Origin of the sequence: Burkholderia sp. AU6039 (assembly GCF_002223365.1) — a bacterium.
Classification (GTDB): domain Bacteria; phylum Pseudomonadota; class Gammaproteobacteria; order Burkholderiales; family Burkholderiaceae; genus Burkholderia.
The window spans coordinates 1,557,694-1,583,466 of sequence record NZ_NKFK01000005.1; the positions used below are offsets into that span (position 1 = coordinate 1,557,694).

Annotated in this window: 25 protein-coding genes; 15 read left to right on the forward strand and 10 right to left on the reverse strand. The window is 67.8% G+C overall.

Annotated features, from left to right (window positions below; all coding sequences use genetic code 11):
• Positions 1–166 precede the first annotated feature (166 nt).
• The gene (locus CFB39_RS24715; protein ID WP_089427555.1) at positions 167–1,114 is read left to right on the forward strand and encodes a LysR family transcriptional regulator; all 948 of its coding nucleotides are present in this window, start codon (positions 167–169) and stop codon (positions 1,112–1,114) included.
• 124 nt (positions 1,115–1,238) lie between these two features.
• On the opposite strand, the gene CFB39_RS24720 is transcribed toward CFB39_RS24715, so the two are convergent.
• Positions 1,239–1,541 carry a DUF4148 domain-containing protein gene (locus CFB39_RS24720; protein ID WP_089432642.1) on the reverse strand — a complete coding sequence of 101 codons (303 nt, stop codon included), beginning with the start codon at positions 1,539–1,541 and terminating at the stop codon, positions 1,239–1,241.
• Between the two features lie 216 nt (positions 1,542–1,757).
• Complete coding sequence (locus CFB39_RS24725; RefSeq protein WP_089474809.1) at positions 1,758–2,900, reverse strand: porin; 1,143 nt, start codon at positions 2,898–2,900, stop codon at positions 1,758–1,760.
• A gap of 508 nt (positions 2,901–3,408) precedes the next feature.
• Here CFB39_RS24725 and CFB39_RS24730 point away from each other — a divergent pair.
• Positions 3,409–4,743 carry a chloride channel protein gene (locus CFB39_RS24730; RefSeq protein WP_089475658.1) on the forward strand — a complete coding sequence of 445 codons (1,335 nt, stop codon included), beginning with the start codon at positions 3,409–3,411 and terminating at the stop codon, positions 4,741–4,743.
• 208 nt (positions 4,744–4,951) lie between these two features.
• Positions 4,952–6,274 carry a TIGR00366 family protein gene (locus CFB39_RS24735; protein ID WP_046547743.1) on the forward strand — a complete coding sequence of 441 codons (1,323 nt, stop codon included), beginning with the start codon at positions 4,952–4,954 and terminating at the stop codon, positions 6,272–6,274.
• A 65-nt stretch (positions 6,275–6,339) separates the two neighbouring features.
• On the opposite strand, the gene CFB39_RS24740 is transcribed toward CFB39_RS24735, so the two are convergent.
• From CFB39_RS24740 to CFB39_RS24760, 5 genes are all read right to left on the reverse strand, one after another.
• Complete coding sequence (locus CFB39_RS24740) at positions 6,340–7,668, reverse strand: MFS transporter (protein ID WP_089474810.1); 1,329 nt, start codon at positions 7,666–7,668, stop codon at positions 6,340–6,342.
• A gap of 222 nt (positions 7,669–7,890) precedes the next feature.
• The gene (locus tag CFB39_RS24745) at positions 7,891–8,823 is read right to left on the reverse strand and encodes a 3-keto-5-aminohexanoate cleavage protein (RefSeq protein WP_089474811.1); all 933 of its coding nucleotides are present in this window, start codon (positions 8,821–8,823) and stop codon (positions 7,891–7,893) included.
• 35 nt (positions 8,824–8,858) lie between these two features.
• On the reverse strand, positions 8,859–9,665 hold the full coding sequence (locus CFB39_RS24750) for an SDR family oxidoreductase (protein ID WP_089474812.1): 807 nt from the start codon (positions 9,663–9,665) through the stop codon (positions 8,859–8,861).
• A 72-nt stretch (positions 9,666–9,737) separates the two neighbouring features.
• Positions 9,738–10,448 carry a GntR family transcriptional regulator gene (locus tag CFB39_RS24755; protein WP_089474813.1) on the reverse strand — a complete coding sequence of 237 codons (711 nt, stop codon included), beginning with the start codon at positions 10,446–10,448 and terminating at the stop codon, positions 9,738–9,740.
• 273 nt (positions 10,449–10,721) lie between these two features.
• Positions 10,722–11,513 (reverse strand): IclR family transcriptional regulator, encoded by a 792-nt coding sequence (locus tag CFB39_RS24760; protein ID WP_089474814.1) that lies wholly within the window; start codon positions 11,511–11,513, stop codon positions 10,722–10,724.
• A gap of 161 nt (positions 11,514–11,674) precedes the next feature.
• On the opposite strand from CFB39_RS24760, the gene CFB39_RS24765 reads away from it, so the two are divergent.
• The 5 genes from CFB39_RS24765 to CFB39_RS24785 all read left to right on the forward strand — a co-directional run bounded on the left by CFB39_RS24765 (position 11,675) and on the right by CFB39_RS24785 (position 16,066).
• The gene (locus tag CFB39_RS24765; protein ID WP_089474815.1) at positions 11,675–12,451 is read left to right on the forward strand and encodes an ABC transporter substrate-binding protein; all 777 of its coding nucleotides are present in this window, start codon (positions 11,675–11,677) and stop codon (positions 12,449–12,451) included.
• Positions 12,452–12,539: 88 nt separating this feature from the next.
• The gene (locus tag CFB39_RS24770) at positions 12,540–13,196 is read left to right on the forward strand and encodes an amino acid ABC transporter permease (protein ID WP_046547751.1); all 657 of its coding nucleotides are present in this window, start codon (positions 12,540–12,542) and stop codon (positions 13,194–13,196) included.
• A complete protein-coding gene (locus tag CFB39_RS24775; RefSeq protein WP_089432649.1) occupies positions 13,193–13,948 on the forward strand; it encodes an amino acid ABC transporter ATP-binding protein in 756 nt (251 codons plus the stop codon). The genes CFB39_RS24770 and CFB39_RS24775 overlap by 4 nt, the downstream gene beginning before the upstream one ends.
• Positions 13,945–15,255 (forward strand): FAD-binding oxidoreductase, encoded by a 1,311-nt coding sequence (locus CFB39_RS24780; protein ID WP_089474816.1) that lies wholly within the window; start codon positions 13,945–13,947, stop codon positions 15,253–15,255. Before CFB39_RS24775 ends, CFB39_RS24780 begins: the two co-directional genes overlap by 4 nt.
• Positions 15,256–15,334: 79 nt before the next feature.
• On the forward strand, positions 15,335–16,066 hold the full coding sequence (locus CFB39_RS24785; RefSeq protein WP_089474817.1) for a class I SAM-dependent methyltransferase: 732 nt from the start codon (positions 15,335–15,337) through the stop codon (positions 16,064–16,066).
• 29 nt (positions 16,067–16,095) lie between these two features.
• Here CFB39_RS24785 and CFB39_RS24790 read toward each other — a convergent pair whose 3' ends face one another.
• Together CFB39_RS24790 and CFB39_RS24795 are read right to left on the reverse strand one after the other, a co-directional pair.
• The gene (locus CFB39_RS24790) at positions 16,096–17,517 is read right to left on the reverse strand and encodes a cytochrome-c peroxidase (protein ID WP_089474818.1); all 1,422 of its coding nucleotides are present in this window, start codon (positions 17,515–17,517) and stop codon (positions 16,096–16,098) included.
• Positions 17,518–17,611: 94 nt separating this feature from the next.
• Positions 17,612–19,285 (reverse strand): phospholipase C, encoded by a 1,674-nt coding sequence (locus tag CFB39_RS24795; RefSeq protein ID WP_089474819.1) that lies wholly within the window; start codon positions 19,283–19,285, stop codon positions 17,612–17,614.
• Between the two features lie 349 nt (positions 19,286–19,634).
• Between CFB39_RS24795 and CFB39_RS24800 the strand changes: the two genes are divergently transcribed.
• A complete protein-coding gene (locus CFB39_RS24800) occupies positions 19,635–20,546 on the forward strand; it encodes an EamA family transporter (protein ID WP_089474820.1) in 912 nt (303 codons plus the stop codon).
• Positions 20,547–20,576: 30 nt separating this feature from the next.
• On the opposite strand, the gene CFB39_RS24805 is transcribed toward CFB39_RS24800, so the two are convergent.
• Positions 20,577–21,050, reverse strand: coding sequence for an Lrp/AsnC family transcriptional regulator (locus CFB39_RS24805; protein ID WP_039367332.1), 474 nt, complete (start codon positions 21,048–21,050; stop codon positions 20,577–20,579).
• A gap of 319 nt (positions 21,051–21,369) precedes the next feature.
• Here CFB39_RS24805 and CFB39_RS24810 point away from each other — a divergent pair, with 319 nt between their 5' ends.
• The 6 genes from CFB39_RS24810 (at position 21,370) to CFB39_RS24835 (ending at position 25,756) form a co-directional block, all read left to right on the forward strand.
• Entirely contained in the window at positions 21,370–22,755 is a 1,386-nt protein-coding gene (locus CFB39_RS24810; RefSeq protein ID WP_069251526.1) for an amino acid permease, read from the forward strand.
• 46 nt (positions 22,756–22,801) lie between these two features.
• Entirely contained in the window at positions 22,802–24,004 is a 1,203-nt protein-coding gene (locus tag CFB39_RS24815; RefSeq protein ID WP_089474821.1) for an amino acid aminotransferase, read from the forward strand.
• A 162-nt stretch (positions 24,005–24,166) separates the two neighbouring features.
• Complete coding sequence (locus CFB39_RS24820; protein ID WP_089474822.1) at positions 24,167–24,565, forward strand: DUF488 domain-containing protein; 399 nt, start codon at positions 24,167–24,169, stop codon at positions 24,563–24,565.
• A gap of 138 nt (positions 24,566–24,703) precedes the next feature.
• Positions 24,704–24,994 (forward strand): DUF1488 domain-containing protein, encoded by a 291-nt coding sequence (locus tag CFB39_RS24825; protein WP_089427535.1) that lies wholly within the window; start codon positions 24,704–24,706, stop codon positions 24,992–24,994.
• 16 nt (positions 24,995–25,010) lie between these two features.
• Positions 25,011–25,250, forward strand: a complete 240-nt coding sequence (locus tag CFB39_RS24830; protein WP_039367346.1) for a hypothetical protein — start codon at positions 25,011–25,013, stop codon at positions 25,248–25,250.
• A gap of 155 nt (positions 25,251–25,405) precedes the next feature.
• Positions 25,406–25,756 carry a metal ABC transporter ATPase gene (locus CFB39_RS24835; RefSeq protein ID WP_089474823.1) on the forward strand — a complete coding sequence of 117 codons (351 nt, stop codon included), beginning with the start codon at positions 25,406–25,408 and terminating at the stop codon, positions 25,754–25,756.
• The last annotated feature ends 17 nt before the right edge of the window (positions 25,757–25,773 follow it).

The following is a 25,773-nucleotide window of genomic DNA, read 5'->3' on the forward strand; positions in this document are numbered from 1 at the left end:
GCCTGGCACGTCCGAACGGGTCCGTTCGACTGTTGAGGCGCCGATTGTAGGAGGGCGGCGCCCGCGCATTAACGCAGCTTCGGGGAAACGATAGTTGCAGCCGGAGTAACAATCTGTCGCATCCCGTGGAGGAAAATAGCGGCTCCGCTACAGGTTGCTCACAGGAATGGATACCCTACAAAACATGCGGGTGTTTTCGCGCGTCGTCGAGACGGGCAGTTTCACCGCTGCCGCGCAATCGCTGAATTCGACGACGGGCGCGATGTCGCGCGCGGTGTCGGAGCTCGAGGCGCGCCTGCGCACCCGTCTGATGAATCGTTCGACGCGCCGTCTCGCGCTCACGTCGGCCGGCGAAAGCTATCTGCGGCGCTGCCGCCAGATCCTCGCCGACGTCGACCGCGCGGAAGAAGAGGCGAGCTGCGCACACGAACGGCCGGCCGGCGTGCTGCGCATGCACAGCTTCGCGAGCGTCGGTCATCACTATGTATTGCCCGCGCTGACGCGCTATCACGCGCAGTTCCCGGACGTGTCGATCGAACTGTCGCTGTCGCAGCGCATGCCCGACCTGTTCGACGGCACAAGCGACATGGCCGTCGTGACCGCGTCGTCGCTGCCCGATTCGGAACTCGTGTCGCACCTGCTCGGCTCGACCTTCAGCATCCTGTGCGCGTCGCCCGACTATGTGAAACGCCACGGCGCACCGGTACGTCCGCAGGATCTCGCTGCGCACGCATGCCTGACGCTGTGCACGCCGGCGTTCCCGACGCACGAATGGGTGCTCGAAGGGCCGGAAGGTGTCGAGCAGATCCACGTCGCGGGGCCGGTGCAGACCAATACGGCCGAATCGCTTGCCCTCGCGATCCGCGACGGCATCGGGATCGGCATGCTGCCGCTGTACTCGGCGATCGACGCGCTGCGCGACGGCACGCTCGTCCGCGTGTTGCCCGCGCATATCCTGCAGAAGATGAACGTGTACGCGCTGTATCCGTCGCGCCGCTTCGTCGATGCGAAGGTGCGGACCTGGGTCGAGATGCTGCGGGCCCAGGTGCCGGGGATGATCGCGCGCGACGTCGAAATGCTGAACGCGATCGATCGCGAACCGCAGGCCGCCTGAGCGGCGGGCGCGTACCGGCGCATTGCCACGCTGCCGGCGTCTTCTCTTCAAGCCAATCAAGCGAACGCAACCGCGCCGCGCCTGCATGACATCGTTCATGCGGGCGCGGCGCTTCGTCATGCCGTTACAGCGCGGGCTTGGCCGCCGCGCCCGATTCCGTCGTCGGTGCGCCGGCGTGGCCGTAGGCGGCCTGCGCGGCCTTCTGTTCCGCGAGACGCTTTTCGTGAAGTCGTTCCTGCGCCGCCATGATGTCGTCCGGATAGTTGTTGACTTCGCCGCGCGCCGGGTTGTAGCCGACCGACTCGAGATCGATCAGCTCCTGCAGCACTTGCGCGCGCGTGACGGGCGACTGGGCCGACTGGGCGAAAGACAGGGCCGGTGCAGCGAGCAGGACGGCAGCGGCGGCGGTAACGACGAGCGATTTCACGAGGTTCTCCTGGGTACGGGGTGGGCGGCCGGTTCGACGCGCGATGCGTGACCGCGACCTTTGCAGGCAGTCTACGCAGCGCCCGCGCGCGCAAAAACCCCGATTCCAGGCAGGCTGCCTTCCAGATGGCACAACATTGATGGAGGCCGCCCGCGGCCGGCGAACCCGCGTGCGAACGCAGGTTCGTGGCCGGCGGGCGACGACGCATCGCACCGGTCAGAAGCGCGTGCGCATGCCGATCGTGCCGACGATCTGGTTCGCCGTGCTCGATGCGCCGCCCGAGCCGTTGATGAACGCCTGGTAGCCGCGGCCCGCTGCGTGCTGGTACATCGCTTCCGCGTAGACGTCCGTGCGGCGCGACAGCTTGTAGACGGCCTGCAGGTCGACCTGGTGCCATTTCGGATCGGTGCCGTGCTTGCTGTCGGGGTTCGACACGCTCGCGTCCGTGTACACGTAGGCCGCGCCGAGGCTGACGGCCGGCGTCACCGCATAGCGCACGTTCACGTCGTAGTTGTTGAACGCGACCTGGCCGGTCGAGCCGAACGAACCCGTGTTGTCGTACTGCGAACGCGTATAGACGAAGCCGACGGTGGCCGGGCCGAACCCGTAGCTGATGCCGCCGCCGTACGAACGCATGCGGTCCGAGCCGATCGACCAGCCGCCCTGGTTCAGGCTCTTCGCTTCGGCCGCATCGGTCGCGCCGGGGCTCGCGCTCGTCGAGCCCTTCGTGCCGTTCATCTGCAGGTACGCGCCGGCCAGCTTCAACGGGCCGTTCGTGTAGCTCGCCGCGACGCTGTACGCGCGGTTCGCGCCGAAGTTCGTCGCGTTGGAGAACGCATACATTGCGCCGACCTTGAAGCCCGCATAGGTCTCGCTCGTGTACTTGACCGCGTTGTTGATGCGCAGCGAGTGGTTCAGGTTGTCGTTGTCGAACGGATGCGCGAAGCTCGCGTCGCCGAGGTCGCCGGCCGTGGCCGACAGCGGCGCGACGAAGTCGACCATCGTGTCGTACTGGCGGCCGAGCGTCAGCGTGCCAAAGCCGTTCTGGCTCAGGCCGACGTACGCGTGGCGGCCGAACAGCTTGCCGTCCTGCCCGAGCCCGCCGTTGTTCACGTTGAAGCCGTTCTCGAGCACGAACAGCGCCTTCAGGCCGCCGCCGAGATCCTCGGTGCCGCGAAACCCGACGCGGCTGCCGTTGACGGTGCCGCTGTTCAGGCGCCACAGCGACGCGCCGTTCGCGTTGTTGGTGTAGACGATGCCGGCGTCGATCAGGCCGTACAGCGTGACCGAACTCTGTGCGTGAGCGAGCGGGGCGAACAGGGCGGCGGTGCATGCGCCGGCGATGAGGGTTTTTTTCAAGTCAGGGCTCCTGCGTGTGGGACTGGGAACGAAAGTTCGGCGCAAGTGTAGGGGCGCATCGCGCGCGCAAGGCCGCCGGGGCGGCGAGCGGACCTTTCCGGATCCCGCAAGAGTCCTTCACAAAACTGACACGATGTGCCGCGCGCGCGTGACGCCGGCGGTTTTTGCGTGATCGTGTGCGGGTGGCATCCGCTCCTCCGTGGCCGGCTGTCGCGTGGTTGCAACATGGGCGGGGCGCGGGACGGCGGTTGATCGGCGTGACCGGCGTGACCGCCGCGCGGAGTATGGGGCGTTCACGTCGACGAAGGGCGTCATACGCGTATCCGCGTTGACGCGGACTTGTCGCAGGCGGCGGGCGATCCTGGCCCGTCCGACGTCATGCATTCACAAAATGCATCAGTCGATTCGAAAAATACGTTTGTCTCATGATGGGGCGCCGGCCTACGATGCGGTCCTGACGGCGGCGTGCATGTTGCGCGCCGTCTTTTCGATTCCATTCGCCGACACCATGCGCCCCGACCTCTCGTCCGCCCCCGCATCCTCCTCGCCGGCCGCCAGCCCGTTCGCGCGCGTAGCCGTCGTCACGATCCTGACCGGCGTCGGCGCGGGCCTCGGCGGCATGCTGCTCGCACTGCTGCTGCATGCGATCCAGCATGTTGCGTACGGCTACAGCGTCGCGCACGTGATCGGCACCGAGAGCTTCCTCACCGGCGTGACCGGCGCCGATCCGCTGCGCCGTCTCGCGGTGCTGGTCGTCTGCGGGATCGTCGCCGGCGGCGGCTGGTGGGCGTTGTACCGGTATGGCCGGCCGCTCGTCAGCATTCGCCGCGCAGTGCGTGCAGCCGATCCGCGGATGCCGGTCGTCAGCACGACGGTTCACGCGCTGCTGCAGATCGTCACCGTCGCGCTCGGCTCGCCGCTCGGCCGCGAAGTCGCGCCGCGCGAGATCGGTTCGCTGCTCGCCGGGCGGCTTGCGCATGCGGCGGGGCTCACGCCCGACGACTGCCGGCTGATGGTCGCGTGCGGTGCCGGTGCGGGGCTCGCTGCCGTCTATAACGTGCCGCTCGGCGGCGCGATCTTCGTGCTCGAAGTGCTGCTCGGCACGTTCGAACTGCGTGCACTGGTCGTGGCGGTCGCGACGTCGGCGATTGCGGCAGCCGTTGCGTGGATCGGCCTCGGCAACGAACACCAGTACACGGTGCCGCCGTTCGTGCTGAGCACGCCGCTGGTGGCGTGGTCGATCGTCTGCGGTCCGCTGTTCGGCTTCGCCGCGTACGGCTTCGTGCGGCTCACCACACGTGCCCGGGCAAACGCGCCGAAAGACGGGCGGTTGCCGGTGCTCGCACTGATCAACTTCGCGATGATCGGCGTGCTCGCGATGGGGTTTCCGCCCTTGCTCGGCAACGGCAAGGGCCCGGCGTCGCTGGGCTTCGACGGCACGTTGACGATTGGTTTCGCCGCTGTGCTGCTCGTGCTGAAAGTACTGATCGAGGCCGGCAGCCTGCGGGCGGGTGCGGAAGGCGGCCTGCTGACGCCGGGCCTCGCGAACGGCGCGTTGCTCGGCGTCGTGCTCGGCGGGCTGTGGAGCCTTGTATGGCCGGGCGCGTTGATCGGCGGATGCGCATTGATCGGCGCGACCGCGTTTCTCGCCGCGTCGATGCAGATGCCGATCACGGCGGTCGTGCTGCTGCTCGAATTCACGCGCGCGAACCACGACAGCCTCGTGCCGATGCTGCTTGCGGTGGCCGGCTCGCTCGTTGCGTACCGGTTCGCGCAGCGGCTGGCGGAGCGGCGGGCGAATCCGGTTGCAGCCGTGAGCACGCCTGCGACGGCCGTTCGCTAACGCACACGCGTCGGTCCTTTCCACCGGCGGTGCCGATTGCACCGCCGGTCGTCGTTTTTCTCCCTGTTTCTCCATCCGCGCCAGCACGCGATCGCAGCCGCGTGCTCCAAAGCGCGTCCGCCGGTTCTGTGCAAGAATCCGCGCGTTTCCGCGCCTCCACCAACAACGACACGCGCGGACGTCCCTATCAGGAAACGAGGAGCTCAAGTTGATACAGCGCATTTCCCAATTCTTCACGCAGGTGGTCCACCGCGTGTTGCCCGACCCGTTGATTTTCGCGATCCTGCTGACGATCGTCACGTTCGCGCTCGCGTTCGGCCTCACGCCGAACACGCCCGTGCAGCTCACGACGATGTGGGGTTCGGGTTTCTGGAACCTGCTCGCGTTCTCGATGCAAATGGTGATGATCCTCGTCACCGGTCACGCACTCGCGAGTTCGCCGCCCGTGAAGCGCATGCTCGTGGCGCTTGCGAGCACCGCGCGCACGCCGGGGCAGGGCGTGATGCTCGTCGCGTTCGTCGGCGCGCTCGCGTGCGCGATCAACTGGGGCTTCGGCCTCGTGCTCGGCGCGATGCTCGCACGCGAAGTGGCGCGCCGTGTCGCCGGCAGCGATTACCGGCTGCTCGTTGCGTCCGCCTACATGGGCTTCCTGAGCTGGCACGGCGGCTTGTCGGGCTCGGTCCCGCTCGTCGCGGCCACGAAGGGCAATCCGATGGAGAAAACGATCGGGCTGATTCCCGTGTCGGAGACGATCTTCACCGGCTACAACGCGTTCATCACGATCGGCCTGATCGTGATGCTGCCGTTCCTCGCGCGCATGATGATGCCGAAGCCGGGTGACGTCGTCAGCGTCGATCCGGCGCTGCTGGCCGAACCGCCGAGCGTCGAGCGCCAGCTCGGGCCCGACGCGACGTTCGCCGAACGGCTGGAGGAAAGCCGCTTGCTGTCGGTCCTCGTCGCGGCGCTGTGCGCGGCGTTCCTCGTGCTGAAATTCGTGCAGAAGGGCTTCGCGCTCGATATCGACACCGTGAACCTCGCGTTCCTCGCAGCCGGCATCCTGCTGCACCGTACGCCGATGGCCTATGCGCGCGCAGTGGCCGGCGCGGCGCGCGGCGCATCGGGGATCATGATTCAGTTCCCGTTCTACGCAGGCATCCAGGCGCTGATGGATCACTCGGGGCTCGCGGGCGTGATCACGAAGTGGTTCGTCGATATCGCGAACGTGCACACGTTCCCGCTGCTCGCGTTCCTGAGCTCGGCCGTGATCAATTTCGCGGTGCCGTCCGGCGGCGGCCACTGGGTCGTGCAGGGCCCGTTCGTGATGCCGGCGGCCCAGGCGCTCGGCGCCGATCTCGGCAAGGCCGCGATGGCGATTGCGTACGGCGAGGCCTGGACCAACATGGCGCAGCCGTTCTGGGCGCTGCCCGCGCTGGCGATCGCCGGGCTCGGCGTGCGCGACATCATGGGGTATTGCGTGACGACGCTGCTGTTCTCGGGCGTCGTGTTCGTCGCGGGGATGTATCTGTTCTGACGGGGCGACGCGAGAGACGGGCGGCGTACACGTCCGCCTCTCGCGATCCCGAATCCGGCCTGCCGTCAGCCGTGCGACCGCGCGTCCGGCCGCTCGTGCCCGTGCCGCAACGCGAGGCTGGCGAACGCCGCGATGACGAGCGCGGCCGCCAGCAGCGTCAACCCGTTCTTCGCATTGCCGGTGGCCTGTTCGATCGCACCGACGACGGTCGGTCCGACGAAGCCGCCGAGCAACCCGCACGTATTCACCAGTCCGAGTCCGCCGGCCAGTGCGTTACCGGCGAGCCGCGACGCGGGAAACGTGAAGACGATCGACTGAACGACGAAGAACATGAATGCGGCCACGCACACGCACAGGAGCCCCGCGGCAGGCGACGCATGCGCGGCGCCGACCATCCCGGCCGCCATCACGACCAGCCCCGCACACAGCATCCGGCGCGAATGCCGCGACTCGCGCGCAAAGCGCGGCAGCGTGGCGGCGCCACAGGCGGCGGCGAGCCAGGGCAGCGCGGTCAACAACCCGACCGCGAACGGCGAGAAGCGTCCCGATGCGCCGATGATGCCCGGCAGGAAGAAAATCACCGTGTAGATGGTCAACTGGTGGCAGAAGTACACGAAGATCGCGAGCCAGATCTGCGGATCGCGCAGCGCGGCGCCGAACGCATGGCCGCCGTGCGCGCCGGCGCCCGCATCCTGCTCGGCGGCCAGCGTGCGTTCGAGTGCGCGCCCGGTTTCCGGGGAGAGCCACGGCGCGGTGCTCGGACGATCCGGCAGCCGTGTCCACACGACGAATGCGAGCAGGATCGCCGGAATGCCTTCGACGACGAACAGCCATTGCCAGCCGTGGAAGCCGAGCGTGCCGTCGAGTTCGATCAGCGCGCCGGCCAGCGGCCCGCCGACGATGTTTGCGATGCACACGCCCAGCAGGAAATAGCCGGTTGCGCGCGCACGCTCCTCGCGGCCGAACCAGTACGTCAGGTACAGCATCACGCCGGGAAACAGGCCGGCTTCGGCGGCCCCGAGCAGCAGGCGCATCACGTAGAACGACGTCTCGCCGCTGACGAATGCCATGGCGACCGACAGTGCGCCCCACGTGATCATGATCCGCGTGATCCAGAAGCGCGCGCCGACGCGATGCATGATCAGGTTGCTCGGAATTTCGAAGAGCGCATAGGTCAGGAAGAACAGCCCCGCGCCGAGTCCGTACGCGGCCGATGAAATGCCGAGATCGACCCCCATCGAATGTTTGGCGAACGCGATGTTGGTGCGGTCGAGGAAGCTGATCACATACGCGGCGATCAGCAGCGGCAGGAGTTTGCGGAACAGCAGCCGGTTCAGCGACGCGCTCGCGTCGCCGGCGGCGGAAGACAGGGCCTGGGCGTGATGAGTGGACATGCGGACGACTCCGGTAAGGGCGAACCGGCGCGCACGGCAAGCACGGTGCGCCGCGTTCGGCAGATGCCGCTGCGATGCATGCAGCGGATGGGCAGACGACGGAGCCGCGCCGGCAGCGCTCGAACGGAGCGGGGCGATGATGGGCGTCCTGGCGCCGGCCGGCTCGGGCCGGCGCCTTGTCACTGCGCTTGCGGATTCTGGTGTTGGGGCGCTACCCGGCGATCAGAAATTCACCGCGTCGCCGCCCTTGAGCGCGAGCATCGCGCGCGCCTCGGCCGGAGTCGCGATCTCGAGCGACAGGCCCTCGAGCACCTGCCGCATTTTCAGGACCTGCGCGGCGCTCGATTCCGCGAGCGTGCCCGGCGCGATCCACAGCGAATCCTCGAGCCCGACGCGCACGTTCGCGCCCTGGGCCGCGCCGATCGTCGCGAGCGGAATCTGGTTGCGGCCGGCGCCGAGGATCGACCACACGTAATCGCCGCCGAACAGGCGGTCGGCCGTGCGGCGCATGTGCATCAGGTCTTCCGGGTGTGCACCGATCCCGCCGAGCAGGCCGAACACGCTTTGCACGAAGAACGGCGGCTTCGCGAGCCCGCGGTCGACAAAATGCGCAAGGTTGTACAGGTGCGAAATGTCGTAGCACTCGAATTCGAAGCGCGTGCCGTTCGCCCCACAGCGCGTGAGGATCGTTTCGATATCGGCGAACGTGTTCTTGAACACGAGGTCGCGGCTCTTCTCGAGATGTTCGCGTTCCCACGGATGCTTCAGCTCGCGAAAGCGCTCGAGCATCGGGTACAGCCCGAAGTTCATCGAGCCCATGTTCAGCGATGCGACTTCGGGCTGGAAATGCAGGGCGGGCTGGAGGCGTTCGTCGACCGTCATGTGCGGGCTGCCGCCCGACGTGAGGTTGATCACCGCGTCGGTTTGCGCCTTGATGCGCGGCAGGAATTCGGCGAACACGGCCGGATCCTGGGTCGGCTTGCCGTCGGACGGATTGCGTGCGTGGAGATGCAGGATCGCTGCGCCGGCCTCGGCGGCCGCGACGGCGGCGGTTTCGATCTCGTGCGGCGTGACGGGCAGGTACGGCGACATCGACGGCGTATGGATCGCGCCGGTCGGCGCACAGGTGATGATGACTTTGCGAGCGTTGGCCATGGATGGATTCCTTTCGGTGAACGATGCAGGGTGCGTCAGAGCACTTCGACGTTGCCGCAGACGGAGATCGCTTGGCCCGTGATCCCGTGCCCGCCCGGCGAGCACAGGAACAGCGCGGTCGCGGCGATCTCGGCCGGGTCGGTCATGCGCCGCAGCGAGATCTTCTCGAGATAGCGCGTCTCCATTTCGTCGTAACCGATGCCGAGCTGCTGCGCCCGTGCCTGGATCACGCGGCGCATCCGCGGGCCGCGCACGATGCCGGGTTGAATGGCGTTCACGCGAATGCCGAGCGGGCCGAGTTCGATCGCGAGGCTCTTCACGAGGCCGACCACGGCCCATTTGGTTGCCGCATACGGCGTGCGGAACGCGTAACCGAGCCGGCCTGCGACCGACGACAGCGCGATGATCGCGCCGCCGTGCTTCGCGTTGCGCAGCAGCGGCACCGCGTGGCGCGCGAACTGGAATTGCGCGGTCAGGTTGATCGCGACGGTTTGTTCCCACTGCACCGGGTCGATTTCGTCGATGCCGCCGGTCGGACCGGCGATGCCGGCATTGTTGACGAGCACGTCGAGGCCGCCGAGCGTGGCCGATACGTCGGCGAACACGCGTTCGACGGCGGCCGGATCGGAGACGTCGGCCAGCGTCGCACTGATCGCGCCGGCTCCGGCGCGCGGCGGCCGGTCGGCGAGCGCTGCAATCGCGGCTTGCGACGCGTCGCATACATGTACGTGCGCGCCGCATTCGGCGAACGCGTCCGCGATTTCAAGACCGATGCCCGATGCGCCGCCCGTCACGAGGACGCGCAGGCCGTCATAGGGTTTCAGCAGGTCGGAAGCTGTCATGCCGGGTTGTCTCCATCGTTGATGTAGTCGGATCGCGGACGCTCGCGACCGGGCGCCCGCGGCAGGTGGCCGCTACGGCTTCGCGTTCACGGTCCGCGGGGTCTGTTCCGCCCGCAGCGTCTCGGCGAGATCGTGTGCCGCGCCGCCGATGTCGAGCGCGATGCCTGCGCGCACGCCTGCGCCGTCGCGCCGTTCGAGCGCATCGACGATGGCGCGGTGCGCATCCATCGAGCGCCGCATGTGCGGGATGTCGAGCGCGACCATGTTGAGGAAGGGGCCGACGCGCATCCACAGGTTCTCGACGATCGCGAGCGTGCTTTCGCTTGCGCCGTGCGCGTAGATCGCGCTGTGGAACGCGAAATTGCTTTGCAGGTAAGCGCGCGAGCGGCCTGCCTCGGCGTGCGCCTGCATCGTCTCGCAGGTCTTGCGCACGGCCGCGACCTGCGCGTCGCTCATGCGTCCGCACGCGCGTTCGGCGATGCAGCCTTCGAGTGCGATACGCACGTCGCGCAACTCGTCGAGCATGTCGAGCGTCATCGGCGGCACGACGAGCGCGCGATTCGGGCCGTCGACCAGCGCGCGCTCGGCGTGCAGCCGGGTGAGTGCGGCGCGCACGGGCATCGTCGACGAGCCGACCGCCTCGGCGACGCTGCGCAGGCTCAATGCCTGGCCGGGCGCGAAACGGCCGCTCATCAGCGCTTCGCGCAGTTGCTGGTAGACCTTGTCGGCCATCGTTTCCTGTTCAACGGCTTTCAGTGCGGGCGTGACGATACGAGGCGCCAAGACGGGTTCTCCGAGGTTTGATCTGTGATGTGTGATCACACTTGCAATGTGCGAAGTGTTGACGATCGAAGGCATCGAGTCAAGTCGAACGGGATCGGGGAAAACGCGGAGGAGGAGGTGTGAAGCGGCTGCCAGGCCGGTGGCAGGACGGGCCCGGCTACCGCGTACGAGCAGGCGTCCGGCGCGGGCAAGGATATTGGCAGCGGCACTCGCGCGTCGTGCAACCCGACGTGCTGCGACAGGGCGCACGCGGCGTCTGCCATGTGGCAAGTGCTACTCGAGCGTCCGGATCGAATTGCTGATGCCGCGTGCGCAGTCGATCACGGCCGGCGCGAGCTTGCGGCGCGCGTCGTCGAAGGTCCAGCGGCTCGTCGGCGCCACCACGTGCACGGCGGCCACCGGCTGCCCCTGGCTGCCGAGCACGGGCGCGGCAATCGACATGTCGCCGATGAACAGCTCCTCCTGGTTGGTGGCATAGCCTTCGAGCCGCGCGCTGTCGAGCAGCGCGACGAGTTCGTCGAGCGCCGTGACCGTGCGCGGCGTGTGCAGCGGACGCGCCATGCCGTCGAGACGCGCGCGCGCGTCGGCGGGCGGCAGCGCGCTCAGGAATGCACGGCCGGAACCGGTGCAATACATCGGGATGCGGCTGCCGATCGGCATGTGGATCGGCACGAACTTCGTCGACACGAAACGCGCGACGTACACCATCTCGTCCTCGTCCGGCTCGGTGAGGTTGGTGGTTTCGCCGGTCAGGTTCGTGAGTTCGGACAGGAACGGATTGGCCACGTCGATCAGCGTATCGGCCGCGAGATAGTTGAAGCCGATCCGCATCACGTGCGGCGTGAGCTGGTAGCGCCGCGTAACCGGATGCTTGCGGATGTAACCGAGCTTCTCGAGCGTATAGACCATCCGCTGCGCCGAGCTCTTCGTCATGCCGGCCGCATCGGCCACTTCCGCCAGCGTCATCGTGCGCCGCTTCGCGCTGAACGCGCGCAACACGTTCAGCCCTTTCTCCAGCGACTGGTTGAACAGCAGGTCGTTTGACTGATCGGGCGACGTTTCCATGGGCAAGGGGCCGAATCGATTCGATATCGCATCATAGCGTATCGCATATCGATACTCAAAAATCTTTTTGCGATATTTTTGATTCGTTTTAAGATCGGGTCATCGTCGCAGTGTCGATCCGCGACCGGCCGGCGCACCGAAGTATTCGAGAAGGAGACATCATGGTTTCGTTCATCAAGCGGTTCGGCGCACTGGCCGCCGGTTTCGCCACCTGCATCGCTTTCTCCACGGCATCGGCCGGCGCCGGTGCGGCCGAGCCCACGCTGAAGGTCGGCGCGACGGCCACCGGCGTGCCGTTCACGTTTCTCGACGTCAAGAGCAATTCGATCCAGGGGATGATGGTCGATGCGATCACCGCGGCCGGGAAGTCGGCCGGGTTTCGCGTCGACGTGCAGCAGACCGTGTTCTCGGCGCTGATCCCGTCGCTCACCACGCAGAAGATCGACATCATCTCGGCCGCGATGCTGAAAACGCCGGCGCGCCAGCAGGTCGTCGACTTCTCGGACACGGTCTATACGTTCGGCGAAGGCCTGATCGTGAAGGCGGACGACCCGGGCCGCTACACGTCGATGGACGACTTCAAGGGGCAGGTGGTCGGCGCGCAGGTCGGTACGGCGTTCGTCGACGCACTCAACAAGAAGGGCATCTTCAAGGAAGTCCGCACCTACGATTCGATCGCCGACATCATGCGCGACGTCGCGCTTGGCCGCATCAAGGCCGGCTTCGCCGACCAGCCGATCGTCGCGTATCAGATCGAACACGGCGTCAACCGCCAGGTCCGGCTCGTGCCCGAATACCAGAGCGTCGTGAAGGGGCAGGTCTGCTTCATCGTGCGCAAGGGCGACACGGCGACGCTCGAGCAACTCAACGGCGCGATCCGGAAAATGAAGGGCGACGGCACGCTGCAGCAGATCCTGCAGAAGTGGCACATGAGCTGAGCGCGCGCCCGGGATTCCCGAGCGCTATCGCCCGCGCATCGCGGGCACCCACTGCGACGTGCCGCAGGGCCGTCGCATAGGAGACCTCATGTTTTTTCAGAACGCGATCGATTTCCTGCCGATCCTGCTGAAGGGGGCGGTGGTCACGATCGAGATCACGGCATGCGCGTTCGTGCTCAGCTCGGTGCTCGGGCTGATCCTCGCGTTGCTGAAGGTGTCGCCCAACCGTGCCGTGTCGACGGTCGGGAGCACGGTCGTCAACGTGATTCGCGGCCTGCCGATCATCGTGCAGCTGTTCTACATGTACTTCGTGTTGCCCGATCTCGGCATCCAGCTATCGGCGTTCCAGGCCGGGGTGCTCGGTCTCGGCATCGCGTATTCGGCCTACCAGGCGGAAAACTTCCGCGCGGGCATCGAGGCGATCGACCGTGGCCAGATCGAAGCCGCGCACGCGATCGGCATGCGCGGGCCGATGATCATGCGGCGCGTGGTGCTGCCGCAGGCGTTCCGCATCGCGCTGCCGCCTTACGGCAACACACTGGTGATGCTGCTGAAGGATTCATCGGTCGCGTCGACGATCACGGTCGCGGAGATCACGCGCGCCGGCCAGCTGATCGCGTCGTCGACGTTCCAGAACATGAGCGTCTATACGCTCGTCGCGTTGCTGTATCTCGCGCTCGGCCTGCCGCTGATGTTCGGCGTGAACCGGCTCGGCAAGCGACTCTCGCTGAGGAGAAGCGCATGATCCGGATCGATGCGATACACAAGCGCTTTCAGCAACACGCGGTGCTGAAGGGCGTCAGCCTCGACGTGCAGCAAGGTGAGGTCGTGTGCCTGATCGGGCCGTCCGGCTCGGGCAAGTCGACCGTGCTGCGCTGTATCAACGGCTTCGAGACGTACGACGAAGGATCGATCACAATCGACGGCGTGACGGTCGACGCGCATTCGAAACGGATCCACGAGCTGCGGATGCGGGTCGGCATGGTGTTCCAGCGCTTCAACCTGTTCTCGCATCGCACGGCGCTCGAGAACGTGATGGAAGGGCCGGTCCACGTGCGCCGCACGCCGGCCGCGCAAGCGCGCGAGCAGGCCCGCGCGCTGCTCGACAAGGTCGGGCTCGCGCACCGGATGAATGCGTATCCGTCCGAGCTGTCGGGCGGGCAGCAGCAGCGCGTCGCGATCGCACGCGCGCTCGCGATGGAGCCGCAGGCGATCCTGTTCGACGAACCGACGTCGGCGCTCGACCCCGAACTCGTCGGCGAAGTGCTCGGCGTGATGCGCGGCCTCGCGCGCGACGGCATGACCATGGTGGTCGTCACGCACGAAATGGCATTCGCGCGCGAGGTGGCCGATCGCGTGTGTTTCCTGCACGACGGCACCATCTGCGAAAGCGGATCCGCGCGCGACGTGCTCACGCAGCCGAAGCATCCCCGCACGCAGGAATTCCTGCGTCGACTGCTGGCGTCGGACGACGCCGCCAACCCGGATCGAACATGAGTGCAAGGAACGCGGCACCCGGATGGCCCGACGCCCAGTGGCCGGATTCGCTGTGGGCGGCGACCGCCGCGCCGGCACCCGATACACCCGCGCTCGACGCTTGCGCGTCGTGCGACGTGGCGATCGTCGGCGCCGGCTTTACGGGCCTATCGACCGCGCTTCACCTGGCCGAACGCGGCGTGAACGTGCGCGTGATCGACGGCGCGCAGCCGGGCTGGGGCGCGTCCGGCCGCAACGGCGGGCAAGTGATCCCCGGCCTGAAATACGACCCCGACGAATTGGTCCGCCGGTTCGGCGACGAAGCCGGCGAGCAGCTAGCCGCCGTGGTCGGCGGTGCGGCCGACACGGTATTCGACCTGATCGCGCGGCACGCGATCGACTGCGATGCGCGACGCCACGGCTGGATCCAGCCGGCGCCGACTGCCGCGATGCTCGACACGGTCGCCCGGCGTGCGCGGCAGTGGGCCGCGCGCGGCGCACCGGTCGAACTGCTCGGTCGCGACGAGGTCGCGCGCCGGCTCGGCACGCATGCGTATGCGGGCGGCTGGATCGATCGTCGCGCGGGCAGCGTGCAGCCGCTCAGCTATACGCGCGGCCTCGTGCGTGCCGCGCAGGCGAGCGGGGCGGTCGTGCACGGGCTGACGCGCGCCGTCGGGCTGACGCGTGCCGACGGCCGCTGGCAGGTCGCGACGGCCGGCGGCGCGACGCTATCGGCGGACCGCGTCGTGATCGCGACCAACGGGTATACGGACGGGCTGTGGCCGGGCTTGCGCCAGTCGGTGATCGCCGCGAACAGCTTCATCGTCGCGACGCAACCGCTCGCGCCGGAACTCGGTCGCGACATCCTCGCCGGCGGCGAGGTCGCATCGGATGCACGGCGCCTGCTGCTGTACTTCCGGCGCGATGCCGCGGGACGCCTGCTGATGGGCGGCCGCGGCCCGTTCGCGGAACCGCGTGCGACGAGCGACTGGCGCCATCTCGAGCGTGCGACGACGCTGCTGTATCCGCAACTGAAGGGGGTCCGGTTCGAGTACCGCTGGGCCGGGCGCGTCGCGATCACCGCGGATTTCATGCCGCACGTGCACGAGCCCGCGCCGGGCGTGACGATCGCGCTCGGCTACAACGGGCGCGGCATCGCGATGGCGACGACGCTCGGCAAGCATCTGGCCGCGCACCTGTCGGGCGATGCGCAATTGCCGCTGCCGTTCCGGCGCACGCCGATCCGGCCCATTCCGTTTCACGGGCTGCAGCGCTTCTATATCGCGGCCGGCGTGGCCTGGTATCGGCTGCTCGACAGCCTGTCGTGACGCAGGCGAGACGCCGAGTCGCCACCCGCCGGCGGATCAGGCAGAATCGGCTCCCCCAGTTTCCATCGACGGAGTCCGCATGACCGATCCGAACGAACGTCCCGGCCGCCAGGCATACGCGAGCTTCGCGCAACGCTACGCCGACATCGCGCCGACGAAGGCGCACAACGCGCTCTACGAACGTCCGGCGACGATGGCGCTGCTGGGCGACGTCGACGGCCTGGCGGTGCTCGATGCCGGCTGCGGGCCCGGCATCTGCAGCGAACACCTCGCACGCCAGGGCGCGACGGTGCATGCGTTCGACGTCACGCCGGAGATGGTCGCGCTGGCGAGAACACGCTGCGAGGGCCTCGCGGTCGACCTCGTGGAGGGCGATCTGGAGGGGCCGCTCGCCTGGTTGCCCGACGCGGCGTTCGACAAGATCGTCTGTTCGCTCGCGTTCGACTACGTGCGCGACCTTGCGCCGACGCTGCGCGAATTCAGGCGGGTCGCGCGGCCGGGCGCCACGCTCGTGTTTTCGATGGCGCATCCGATGCGAGACTGGATGGACGAACGCACGCGCGGCGAGGGCACCTATTTCGATACGTCCCGCTTCGGCTTCCACTGGTCGGGTTTCGGTGAGCCGAAACCCTATGTCGAAGCGTGGCGGCGGCCGCTCGCCGACATCCTGAACGCCGTGGCCGACAGCGGCTGGCGGCTCGACCGGTTCGTCGAGCCTATGCCGCTGCCGGAGATGAAGGTAGCATCGGAGCGGCTCCATGCGGAGCTGTCGCTGGCCCCGGCCTTCCTCTGCATCCGCGCGCGCTGCTGACACGACGCGGCGCGGCGGTCATCCCGCACTCAATGCCGCACCGGCTCGTCGTTCAGCGTACCCAGGAACGCTTCGATATCCTTGATGTCCTGCGCCGTCATCGCGGGCTTGTCGCCCGGCTTGCGATCGAACGGCGCATCGGTCACGTCGACGTTCGCGCGATACTTCGGCGGGATGTCGTCGTACTCGTCGACCTTGCCGTCCGCGCCGCGCGAATAGAACTTCCGCGGCGAGATGCTGCGCTCGTTGTAGAACGCCATCACCTGGTCGAGCGTGTGGAACACGCCGTTGTGGAAGAACACGTGGCGCGTCGCCGCGTTGCGCAGCGTCGGCGTCAGGAACATCCCGCAATACTGCGTCTGGTCCTTCAGGTCGTCGCGGAACGGCCCGCACACGCCGAGATCGTAGAACGCCGGGTTGCGGTTCTGCGCCAGTTCCTTGTTGCGCGGCGCGCCGAGCGCCTCGTACTGGTAATCGGTGAACATCGGCGGCAGCCCGTCCTTGCCGGGTTTCGACAGGTGGCAGCCCGCGCAATTCGCCTTGTCCGGATCGTTGAACAGGCGCAGCCCGCGCAGTTCGGCCTGCGTGAGGCGCGCGCGGCCTTCGAGCCAGCGGTCGTACTTGCTGTTGTACGGATGGAACGACGGATCTTCCACCTGATAGCGCGCGATCGCGAACATCGCCTCCGACACCGCGAGCTGCGGGCTGTCGAACACGCGCGGGCCGAACAGTTGCTCGAGCTGCGCGCGGTGCGACGACTGCTTGAGCTTGCGCGCGACGTCGTCGACGCTCGCGTTCGCCATCTCGACCGGATTCAGCAGCGGACCGAACGCCTGTTGCTGCAGCGTATCGGCGCGGCCATCCCAGAACATTCCGCCCTGCGGCACGAGTTGCGGCGCGGCCGACGTGCCGGCCACCTTCTGTGCCTTGACGACGCCGGCCGCCGACGCGGCCTGCTGCGCGACGCTCGGCGCGGCGTCGTTTTCACCGGCATCGGGGCCGATGCTGAAGTTCGGCTGACGGTACAGGTACATCAGCGACGGCGGCGGGCGATAGCCCTGCTGCGTCATCGCGAGGCCGCCCGGCTGCACGTCGAGCGCATTCGGCGGGCCATACGCATGATCCGGGCTGTGGCACGACGCGCACGACTGCTTGCCCGACGCGGACAGCGACGGATCGGCGAACAGCGCGCGGCCGAGCTGCGCGACCGCCGACAGCGGTTGCGCGGCGGGCCGCTGCAGCACGACCGGATGCGGGTTCGCGCCGGTCCAGTCGGCGACGACGGTGCCGATCGCCGCGGGCACCTGCGCGGGGAACGCGATCGCGAACGCGCCGTAGCCGAGCACGGCGGCGCCGATCGCGAACGCCGCGCGGCGCAGGAGGCGGGACGGCGTGCGCGACGCGCGGGGGCCGGTGGTGTCGGGAGACGGGAACGCGGGGCGGGCTGTCATGCTGTCGGTCGGAAATCGGGCGCCGCACGAAGCGGCGCGTTAAACGGAAACGGCCGGCGCGTGCTGCGCCGGCCATGCGGTCACGACGTACCGGTCAGATCGCCGGCGCCGAGCTCAATACGGTGCCGAGCGTCGGGTCGAGGTACAGCGGCGTCGTGTTCGGCTTCGACGTGAAGTCGAACAACGCGCGCAGGTCGCCCGCCGTCGCATCGAACGAGCCGCCGCCGATGCGCTGGCCGCCGAGCCAGTTGTCCTCGATGAAGCGCACGACGGATGCCTGGTCGAGCATCGTGTGGTCGACGTAGTTCTGCTTCGCGTACGGCGAGATCACGACGAGCGGAATGCGCACGCCCGGGCCGCAACGGCCGTTCACGGTCGCGCCGTTCACGCCGGTGGTGCCGCCCGTGCCGCACTTGCCGTTGCCGTTGACCTGGTCGACCGCGTCCGACGACGCGTGCGTCGGCGCCGTGTACACGTGGTCGTACCAGCCGTCCGAGTCGTCATAGGTGACGATCACGGCCGTGTTCTGCCAGTCCGGCTGCTGTTGCAGGAAGTTGACGACCTTCGTCACGAACGCCTGCTCGTCGAGCGGATCCGAATAGCCGGCGTGCCCGTCCTGCGCGGCCGGCGCCTTCAGGTAGCTGACCGACGGGAAGTTGCCGGCCTTCACGGCGGCGAAGAAATCGTCCGTGTCGTACTGGTGGTTCGCGGGTTCGGCGGTCTTGCCGTCGGTCTGGAGGCTCGAACCGATCGCGGCGACCGAGCTCGGGCGCGTGTGCTGCGGGTTCGCGGTCGACGCGTAGTACTGGAACCAGTTGTGGTGCGGGATGTAGTCGGCCGTCGCGGCGTTCACGGCGGTGGCGACCGTGCTGCGCGCGCAGCCCGTGGTGCCGTTGCCGTTCGTCGTCGACAGGTTGAAGCCGCCCATGAAGCCGCCCCACGTGATCTTCGCGCTGTTCAGCAGGTCGCCGATGTTCTTGCCCGTCATCATCGCCTGGTCGGTCGTGCTCGAGCACACGTCGAAGCCCGGGTCGACGTCGTTGATCATCGTGAAGCCGCCCTGGCCGTCATTGATGTAGTACGAGCTGGCGGCGAGCGTCGACGGCTGCTTCGACGTCTTGACGATCTGCATCCCGTTGGTCTGGCCCGACACGACGTTCAGCGCGCCCGGCGTCGACGGGCCGTAGACCGTCGTGAACGTGTTGTCGCTCATCGCGAAGCGTTGCGCGTAGTTCCACAGCGCGGTCACGGTGTTGCCGTCGAAGTAGCCCATCACCTGGCCCTTCGTGCCGAACGCGCCGGCGCCGCCGGACGAGCCCTTGCCGGTGTATTTCGGGAACAGGTCGGCGAGGCCGTTGTCCTCGGCCTGCTGCTCGGCCGTGTACGCGTGGTTCTGGTCGGCGGTCGCGGCCTGCGTGCGGTCGAGGCGGAACGGGTTCGCCGCGTCGGTGCCGTTTGCCGTGTTCGTGAAGTTCGGGTTCGCGGTGAGCAGCGTGCCCGTCAGGCCGTTGGGCGTCGGCGTGCCGGACTTGGCGGTGAACGCCGGTTCGCCCGACGGGTTCGTCGCGTTCGGGTAGGTGCCGAAGTAGTGGTCGAACGAGATGTTCTCTCCGTAGATCACGACGACGTGCTTGATCGGCGTGGCGGTCTGCAGCGCATCCTGCGACGACACGGCGGGCGTCGACGTGGGATCGTCGCTGCCGCCGCAGGCGAACAGCGCCAGCGCCGCGGCTGCGCAGGCGGTGACGAGCAAGGCTTGACGGAACATCGGGAAACTCCAGGTAAGGTCTTCGATGGTGGAGAGCGGCCCCGTCGCCGTGTCGGTTCGGCGCGGAGCTCTTGAGCGAGCACGCGCATTGGAACAGTCCCGTATGAAGATATGGGGACGGAGTGGTTTCGTCGCGATTGCGCTGCGGTATCGATTTCATTACGGCGGAATGCGATGCGAAAGTGAACGGAAAGGGGCAGGCCGCATGCCACCTTCGTGTCACATCCCGCGGCGCGTGGGCCGGTTGCCGCGGATGCCGCGCGGGGCGGGCGAAAGGGCGTCATCGACGGCTCGGCGCACGGTGCGGTGCGGCGCCCGTTTTTTGACAATCGGATGACGTATTCCTACGATGAACGCCCTGCGGCGACGATTTCGCGTGGCCGACCGTCAGCGAGTATTCATCGTGCCGATCCCCGTTCTGTTTGCGGTCCTGTGTGCGGCGTTCCTGCACGCGTCGTGGAATGCGCTCGTCCGCAGCAGCGGCGACCGGCTCCGGTCGGCCACGGTGCTGCAGATCGCGATCGGGCTGTTCGCGCTGCTGTTCCTGCCGGCCGCGGCGCCGATCGCGGCGGCGAGCTGGGCGTGCGTCGTCGCGTCGGCCGTGCTGCACGTCGTCTATACGCTGCTGCTGGTGCGCGCGTACGAGCACGGCGACCTGAGCGTCGCGTATCCGGTCGCGCGCGGCACCGCGCCGCTGCTCGTCACGCTCGGCGCGGCGGCATTCGCGGGCGAGCGGCTGAACCTGGGTGCGCAGGCAGGGCTCGTGCTGATCTGCGCCGGCATCCTCGCGATCGGGCTGGAGCGCGGGCGAGGCGCCACGCACCGGATGATGCAGGTGCTGCCGACCGCGTTCGCGACCGGCGTGTCGATCGCGGCCTATAGCGTGGTCGACGGGATCGGCGTGCGGGAAAGCGGCAACACGGTCGGCTATACCGCGTGGATGTTCGTGCTGACGGGCGCGATGATGGCCGCGTACTACCGGCTGCGGGCGGGGCCGCTGCGGCTGACGCAGGAGGTCGGCGAAACGGCGAAGGCCGCGTGCGGCGGCGTGTTCGCGGCGCTCGCATACGGCATCGTGATCTGGGCGATGGATCGCGCGCCGATGGGGCCGGTGTCGGCGCTGCGCGAAACGAGCGTGGTGTTCGCGGCGCTGATTGCGCGCGTGTATCTCGGCGAGCGGCTGACGCCGCGCCGGGCGGCCGGTTGCGCGGTAATCGCGGCGGGGGCGTTGCTGATCAGTGCGTTTGAAGCGGTGAGATAACGGGGCCGGCCTGGCGCGCGGCTCGCCCCATCAAGCCTCGACCGGCATCGCACTCGTGCACTTGATCTCGTCGAGGCACACGCTCGAATGCACGCCGCTCACGCCGGGAATGCGCATCAGCGTCTCGAGCAGGAACCGCGACAAGCCTTTCAGATCGTGCGCGACGACCTTCAACACGTAGTCGATGTCGCCCGTCACCGAGAAGCATTCCTGGATCTGCGCGAGATCGGACACCAGTTTCTGGAACTTCGACAGGTCGCGGATATGCCCGCGCTCCATCGTCACGTGCACGAAAGCGGTCACGCCGAAACCGAGCGTGTCGGGGCACAGCCGGGTTTCGTAGCGACGGATCGCACCGATTTCCTCCAGCCGCCGGTGGCGGCGCAGCGTCTGCGCGGGCGACAGGCCGACGGCCTTCGCCAGGTCGAGGTTCGACGCGCGGCCGTTCTCCTGCAGGATCGCGAGCAAGTGGCGATCGAGGCGATCCAGAACCGGTTCATGCATTTTTGTTTCCTCATCTGTCTCCCGGATGCAATCTTATCTCATAATGTAGGGTTTGCATGAACGGGTTACGAAACCCGATTTCGCCGTCGCGACGCTAAACTGACGCCGGATTTTCGTGTGCGAACGCAGCAAGGCGGGCGCGGCGACGGTCGGCGGCCGGTCTGGCGGGCACGCCGACGCGAATCGGGCGCCGCCACGCGAAGATTGCAGTCCCCAACCCGGCGGCTCCACGAACGGCCCCGGCACAGCAAAACAGCGCCCGGCACACCGAGGCGCGCCGCACCCCGCTGCAGGCGGGGGCGGACAGAGTGGAGAAGACATGGTTTCTGGAAACGAGAGCGACGGCCTGAAGCGCGGGCTGAAGAACCGGCACATCCAGCTGATTGCGCTCGGCGGCGCGCTCGGCACGGGGCTGTTCCTCGGCATCGCGCAGACGATCAAGATGGCCGGCCCGTCGGTGCTGCTCGGCTACGCGGTGGCCGGCATCGTCGCGTTCTTCATCATGCGCCAGCTCGGCGAGATGGTCGTCGACGAGCCCGTCGCCGGCTCGTTCAGCTACTTCGCCAACAAGTACGTCGGCCACTTCACCGGCTTCCTGTCGGGCTGGAACTACTGGGTGCTGTACATCCTCGTCAGCATGGCCGAGCTGTCGGCCGTCGGGATCTACGTGCAGTACTGGTGGCCGGGCGTGCCGACCTGGGTGTCGGCGCTGGTCTTCTTCGTCGCGATCAACCTGCTCAACCTGGCCAGCGTGAAGTCGTACGGCGAGACGGAATTCTGGTTCTCGATCATCAAGGTGGCCGCGATCGTCGGCATGATCGGCTTCGGCGGCTGGCTGCTCGCGAGCGGCCATGCGGGGCCGGAGGCGAGTGTCCGGAACCTGTGGCAGCACGGCGGCTTCTTCCCGAACGGCGTGTCGGGGCTCGTGATGTCGATGGCCGCGATCATGTTCTCGTTCGGCGGGCTGGAGCTGATCGGCATCACCGCGGCCGAGGCCGACGATCCGAAGCGCAGCATTCCGCGCGCGACGAACCAGGTGATCTATCGCATCCTGATCTTCTACATCGGCGCGCTCGCCGTGCTGCTGTCGCTGTACCCGTGGGAAAAGGTCGTCACCGGCGGCAGCCCGTTCGTGCTGATCTTCCACGCGCTGAGCAGCAACCTGGTGGCCAACGTGCTGAACGTGGTCGTGCTGACGGCCGCGCTGTCGGTCTACAACAGCGGCGTGTACAGCAACAGCCGGATGCTGTTCGGCCTCGCGAAGCAGGGCAACGCGCCGAAGGTGCTGTGCTCGGTGAACAAGCGCGGCATTCCGCTCGCCGCGCTCGGCGCGTCGGCGCTCGCGACCGGCGTGTGCGTGCTGGTCAACTACTTCATGCCGGGCAAGGCGTTCGAGGTGCTGATGGGCCTCGTCGTGTCGGCGCTGATCATCAACTGGGCGATGATCACGCTGATCCACCTGAAGTTCCGCCAGGCCAAGCGTGCAGCCGGGGAGGAGACTTCCTTCCGCAGTCTGGGCTATCCTTTCACGAATTACCTGTGCCTGGCTTTCATGGCCGGCATTCTCGTCGTGATGTACCTGACGCCGGATCTCCGCCTGTCGGTGTACCTGATCCCGGTATGGCTCGCGGTGCTCGCGGTCGGGTATCGCTTCCGTCAGAAGAATGCAGGCTATGCGGTGCACGACGGCGCATCCGCACGCTGACGCAGGCCACGACCGATCATTCTTCCAAACGAGACCGACTCAAGCCATGTTCGAACACATCGACGCGTACCCGGGCGACCCGATCCTCACGCTCAACGAGAACTTCCAGAAAGATCCGCGCGACCAGAAGGTCAACCTGAGCATCGGCATCTACTTCGACGCCGAAGGCCGGATTCCGGTGATGGGCGCCGTGCGCGAAGCCGAAACCGCGCTGCAGCGCGACAGCGGCGCGAAGCCGTACCTGCCGATGGTCGGCCTGGCCGCGTATCGCGACGCCGTGCAGGCGCTCGTGTTCGGCGCCGATCACCCGGCCCGCGCGGCCGGCCGCATCGCGACGCTGCAGACGCTCGGCGGCTCCGGCGCACTGAAGGTCGGCGCCGATTTCCTGAAGCGCTACTTCCCGGAATCGCAGGTGTGGCTCAGCGATCCGAGCTGGGAAAACCACCGTTTCATCTTCGAGCGCGCCGGCTTCACGGTGAACACGTATCCGTACTATGACGAGGCGACGGGCGGCCTGAAGTTCGACGCGATGCTCGCGGCGATCGACGCGCTGCCGGCGCGCAGCATCGTGCTGCTGCACGCGTGCTGCCACAACCCGACCGGTGTCGACCTCGACGAAGGCCAGTGGGAGAAGCTGATCGACGTGATCGAGGCGCGCGGGCTGCTGCCGTTCGTCGACATGGCGTACCAGGGCTTCGGCGCGGGCCTCGACGCGGACGCGTTCGCGGTGCGCGAGCTGGCCCGCCGCGGCGTGCCGGCGCTGGTCGCGAACTCGTTCTCGAAGAACTTCTCGCTGTACGGCGAGCGCGTGGGCGGCCTGAGCGTCGTCTGCGAGGATGCCGCCGCGGCCGACCGCGTGCTCGGCCAGCTGGCCGGCGCGGTGCGCTCGAACTACAGCAACCCGCAAACCTACGGCGCGAAGGTCGTGGCAACCGTGCTCGGCACGCCCGCGCTGCGCAAGCAGTGGGAAGAGGAACTGGCGGCGATGTGCCGCCGCATCGCGCGGATGCGCCAGTCGATCCATGACGGCCTGCGCGACCACGTCAGCGGCGAGGCACTGACGCGCTACGTGAAGCAGCGCGGGATGTTCACGTACACGGGCCTGACCGAATCGCAGGTCGACGCGCTGCGCGAAGTGCACGGCGTGTACGTCCTGCGTTCGGGCCGGATGTGCGTCGCGGGCCTGAACGACTCGAACGTCGCCATCGTCGCGGATGCCATCGGCAAGGTGCTGAAGAGCGGCGTCTGAGCGCGGCGCGCTCCGGCGCGCCACGCGGCTGGCCGAACCGGCTGTCTCCGCAAGGGGGCAGCCGGTTTTTCATTGTGCGGCCGCAATGTGTGCCACCCGGCTGACGCGGGGGCAGGCACGGCGGTACGATCACGGCATCCCACGCAACTCGGAAGGAAGCACATGGGCATCCGGATCATCCAGCTCGGCACGCCGCGCGCGGCCGGCGAGGGCCTGCGGATCGGCACGGTGCGGCGGCCGCCGCGCGGCGTGCCGAAGGCGGAATTCGCGTCGCGCAACTACTATGATGTATGGCTGCCGACGCTGTCGCCGAGCGCGGAACTCGTCGCCCAGGCGCAGGCCGCCGCAACCGAGGCCGAATGGAACGCGTTCCGGCGTCACTTCCGTGCGGAGATGGCGCACGGCGATGCGCCGAAGGTGCTCGACCTGCTGGCGGCGCTGTCGGCGACCACCGCGTTTTCGATCGGCTGCTATTGCGACGACGAGCGCCATTGCCACCGCAGCGTGCTGCGCGAGCTGCTCGCGGAGCGCGGCGCGGCGATCGAGCCCGACGCGGGCTGACAGCCGTTTGTAGCGGCATCGCGCAGCCGCGCCGGCACGCCGCCGCGCCGTCATCGTGCGGTGCAGCGAACCGGTTGACGTGGGTCAAGCGTGCGGGCGCGCGCGCCACTATGCTCTTGTCATGGAGCCATCACGACGATGACAGGCCGACAGATGCAGATTGTTTTCCCGCCGGAACCACCCGAATATTGCGCACGCGACCTGGTCGTGGCGTTTTCGGCGCTGGTCGACGGACGGTGCGTGCAGTGCGCGGTCACGGCCGAGGCGCTGGAGGATCATTTCGGCGCGCCGTCGCTGCTCGAACGCGACCTGCTGGCCGCATTCGACGCGCATCGGTCGGCGATCGAGGCGATGGCACGACGCATGCTCGAGGAAATCGGCGGCCGGCCGGTGCTGCTGCACAGCGGCCACTTCCGGCTCGGAGACTGATACCGCAGGAGGACGCATGACACTGCAGGGCAACATTCACGAACGCGACTGGTCCGTCGAAGTCGAGACGCGCCCGTGCGAATCGGGCGAATTCCGCTGCCGCGTGTCGGTCGAGCACGGCACCGGCGCCGCGCGTTTTCATCATACGTTCGAGCACAGCCATGCGTATCCGACCGAGCGCGAGGCGATGATCGAAGGGCTGCGGGCCGGCATGACGTGGATCGAGATGAAGACGTCGCAGACCTTCAACGTATGAACGGACCCGCGCCGGCAACGGCGCGGGCAGACTATCGGCCGGGCAGCGATCGCAGAAATCGCGCCGTGCCACGGGCAACACGTGCCGCCGCCTTTCGGTGCGGGCGGCACATGCAAGGCGGTCGACGAGCGGGCGGCCCCGTCAGGAGACACGACATGGGCGTGGGCATGCAGATCGCCTGCCTGGGATTCACGGGGAGCGCCGCGGTAGAAGCCGAAGCCGGCGCGCAGCTGGTGCGGCTCGAACGGTTTCGCACGCTGATCGGCGGTTGTCACCTCGCGATTGAAGCGAGCGCCGACGCCGATGGCGCACGCGTGTACGACGTACGACTCGACCTCGTGATGCACGACACGGCGCGCTGGCCGCTGCCGCCGTGCGTCGGCGGCAACCTGGACGACGCGCTGCGCCGCGCGTTCATGCAGGCCGAACAGGCGCTGATCGCGTGCCAGGCGGCCGGTGCAAGGGTGGGGCTGCGCAACGCGGCGGCCGATGGCGCGGTGCGATGATGCATCGCGCGCGGTGC

Coding starts and splice junctions, on each gene's coding strand:
- CFB39_RS24825 (WP_089427535.1), top strand. CDS start 24,704: ATGACAGGCCGACAGATGCAGATTGTTTTCCCGCCGGAACCACCCGAA.
- CFB39_RS24780 (WP_089474816.1), top strand. CDS start 13,945: ATGAGTGCAAGGAACGCGGCACCCGGATGGCCCGACGCCCAGTGGCCG.
- CFB39_RS24715 (WP_089427555.1), top strand. CDS start 167: ATGGATACCCTACAAAACATGCGGGTGTTTTCGCGCGTCGTCGAGACG.
- CFB39_RS24750 (WP_089474812.1), bottom strand. CDS start 9,665: ATGACAGCTTCCGACCTGCTGAAACCCTATGACGGCCTGCGCGTCCTC.
- CFB39_RS24815 (WP_089474821.1), top strand. CDS start 22,802: ATGTTCGAACACATCGACGCGTACCCGGGCGACCCGATCCTCACGCTC.
- CFB39_RS24730 (WP_089475658.1), top strand. CDS start 3,409: ATGCGCCCCGACCTCTCGTCCGCCCCCGCATCCTCCTCGCCGGCCGCC.
- CFB39_RS24820 (WP_089474822.1), top strand. CDS start 24,167: ATGGGCATCCGGATCATCCAGCTCGGCACGCCGCGCGCGGCCGGCGAG.
- CFB39_RS24790 (WP_089474818.1), bottom strand. CDS start 17,517: ATGACAGCCCGCCCCGCGTTCCCGTCTCCCGACACCACCGGCCCCCGC.
- CFB39_RS24745 (WP_089474811.1), bottom strand. CDS start 8,823: ATGGCCAACGCTCGCAAAGTCATCATCACCTGTGCGCCGACCGGCGCG.
- CFB39_RS24810 (WP_069251526.1), top strand. CDS start 21,370: ATGGTTTCTGGAAACGAGAGCGACGGCCTGAAGCGCGGGCTGAAGAAC.
- CFB39_RS24805 (WP_039367332.1), bottom strand. CDS start 21,050: ATGCATGAACCGGTTCTGGATCGCCTCGATCGCCACTTGCTCGCGATC.
- CFB39_RS24835 (WP_089474823.1), top strand. CDS start 25,406: ATGGGCGTGGGCATGCAGATCGCCTGCCTGGGATTCACGGGGAGCGCC.
- CFB39_RS24795 (WP_089474819.1), bottom strand. CDS start 19,285: ATGTTCCGTCAAGCCTTGCTCGTCACCGCCTGCGCAGCCGCGGCGCTG.
- CFB39_RS24765 (WP_089474815.1), top strand. CDS start 11,675: ATGGTTTCGTTCATCAAGCGGTTCGGCGCACTGGCCGCCGGTTTCGCC.
- CFB39_RS24785 (WP_089474817.1), top strand. CDS start 15,335: ATGACCGATCCGAACGAACGTCCCGGCCGCCAGGCATACGCGAGCTTC.
- CFB39_RS24740 (WP_089474810.1), bottom strand. CDS start 7,668: ATGTCCACTCATCACGCCCAGGCCCTGTCTTCCGCCGCCGGCGACGCG.
- CFB39_RS24760 (WP_089474814.1), bottom strand. CDS start 11,513: ATGGAAACGTCGCCCGATCAGTCAAACGACCTGCTGTTCAACCAGTCG.
- CFB39_RS24800 (WP_089474820.1), top strand. CDS start 19,635: ATGAACGCCCTGCGGCGACGATTTCGCGTGGCCGACCGTCAGCGAGTA.
- CFB39_RS24830 (WP_039367346.1), top strand. CDS start 25,011: ATGACACTGCAGGGCAACATTCACGAACGCGACTGGTCCGTCGAAGTC.
- CFB39_RS24770 (WP_046547751.1), top strand. CDS start 12,540: ATGTTTTTTCAGAACGCGATCGATTTCCTGCCGATCCTGCTGAAGGGG.
- CFB39_RS24775 (WP_089432649.1), top strand. CDS start 13,193: ATGATCCGGATCGATGCGATACACAAGCGCTTTCAGCAACACGCGGTG.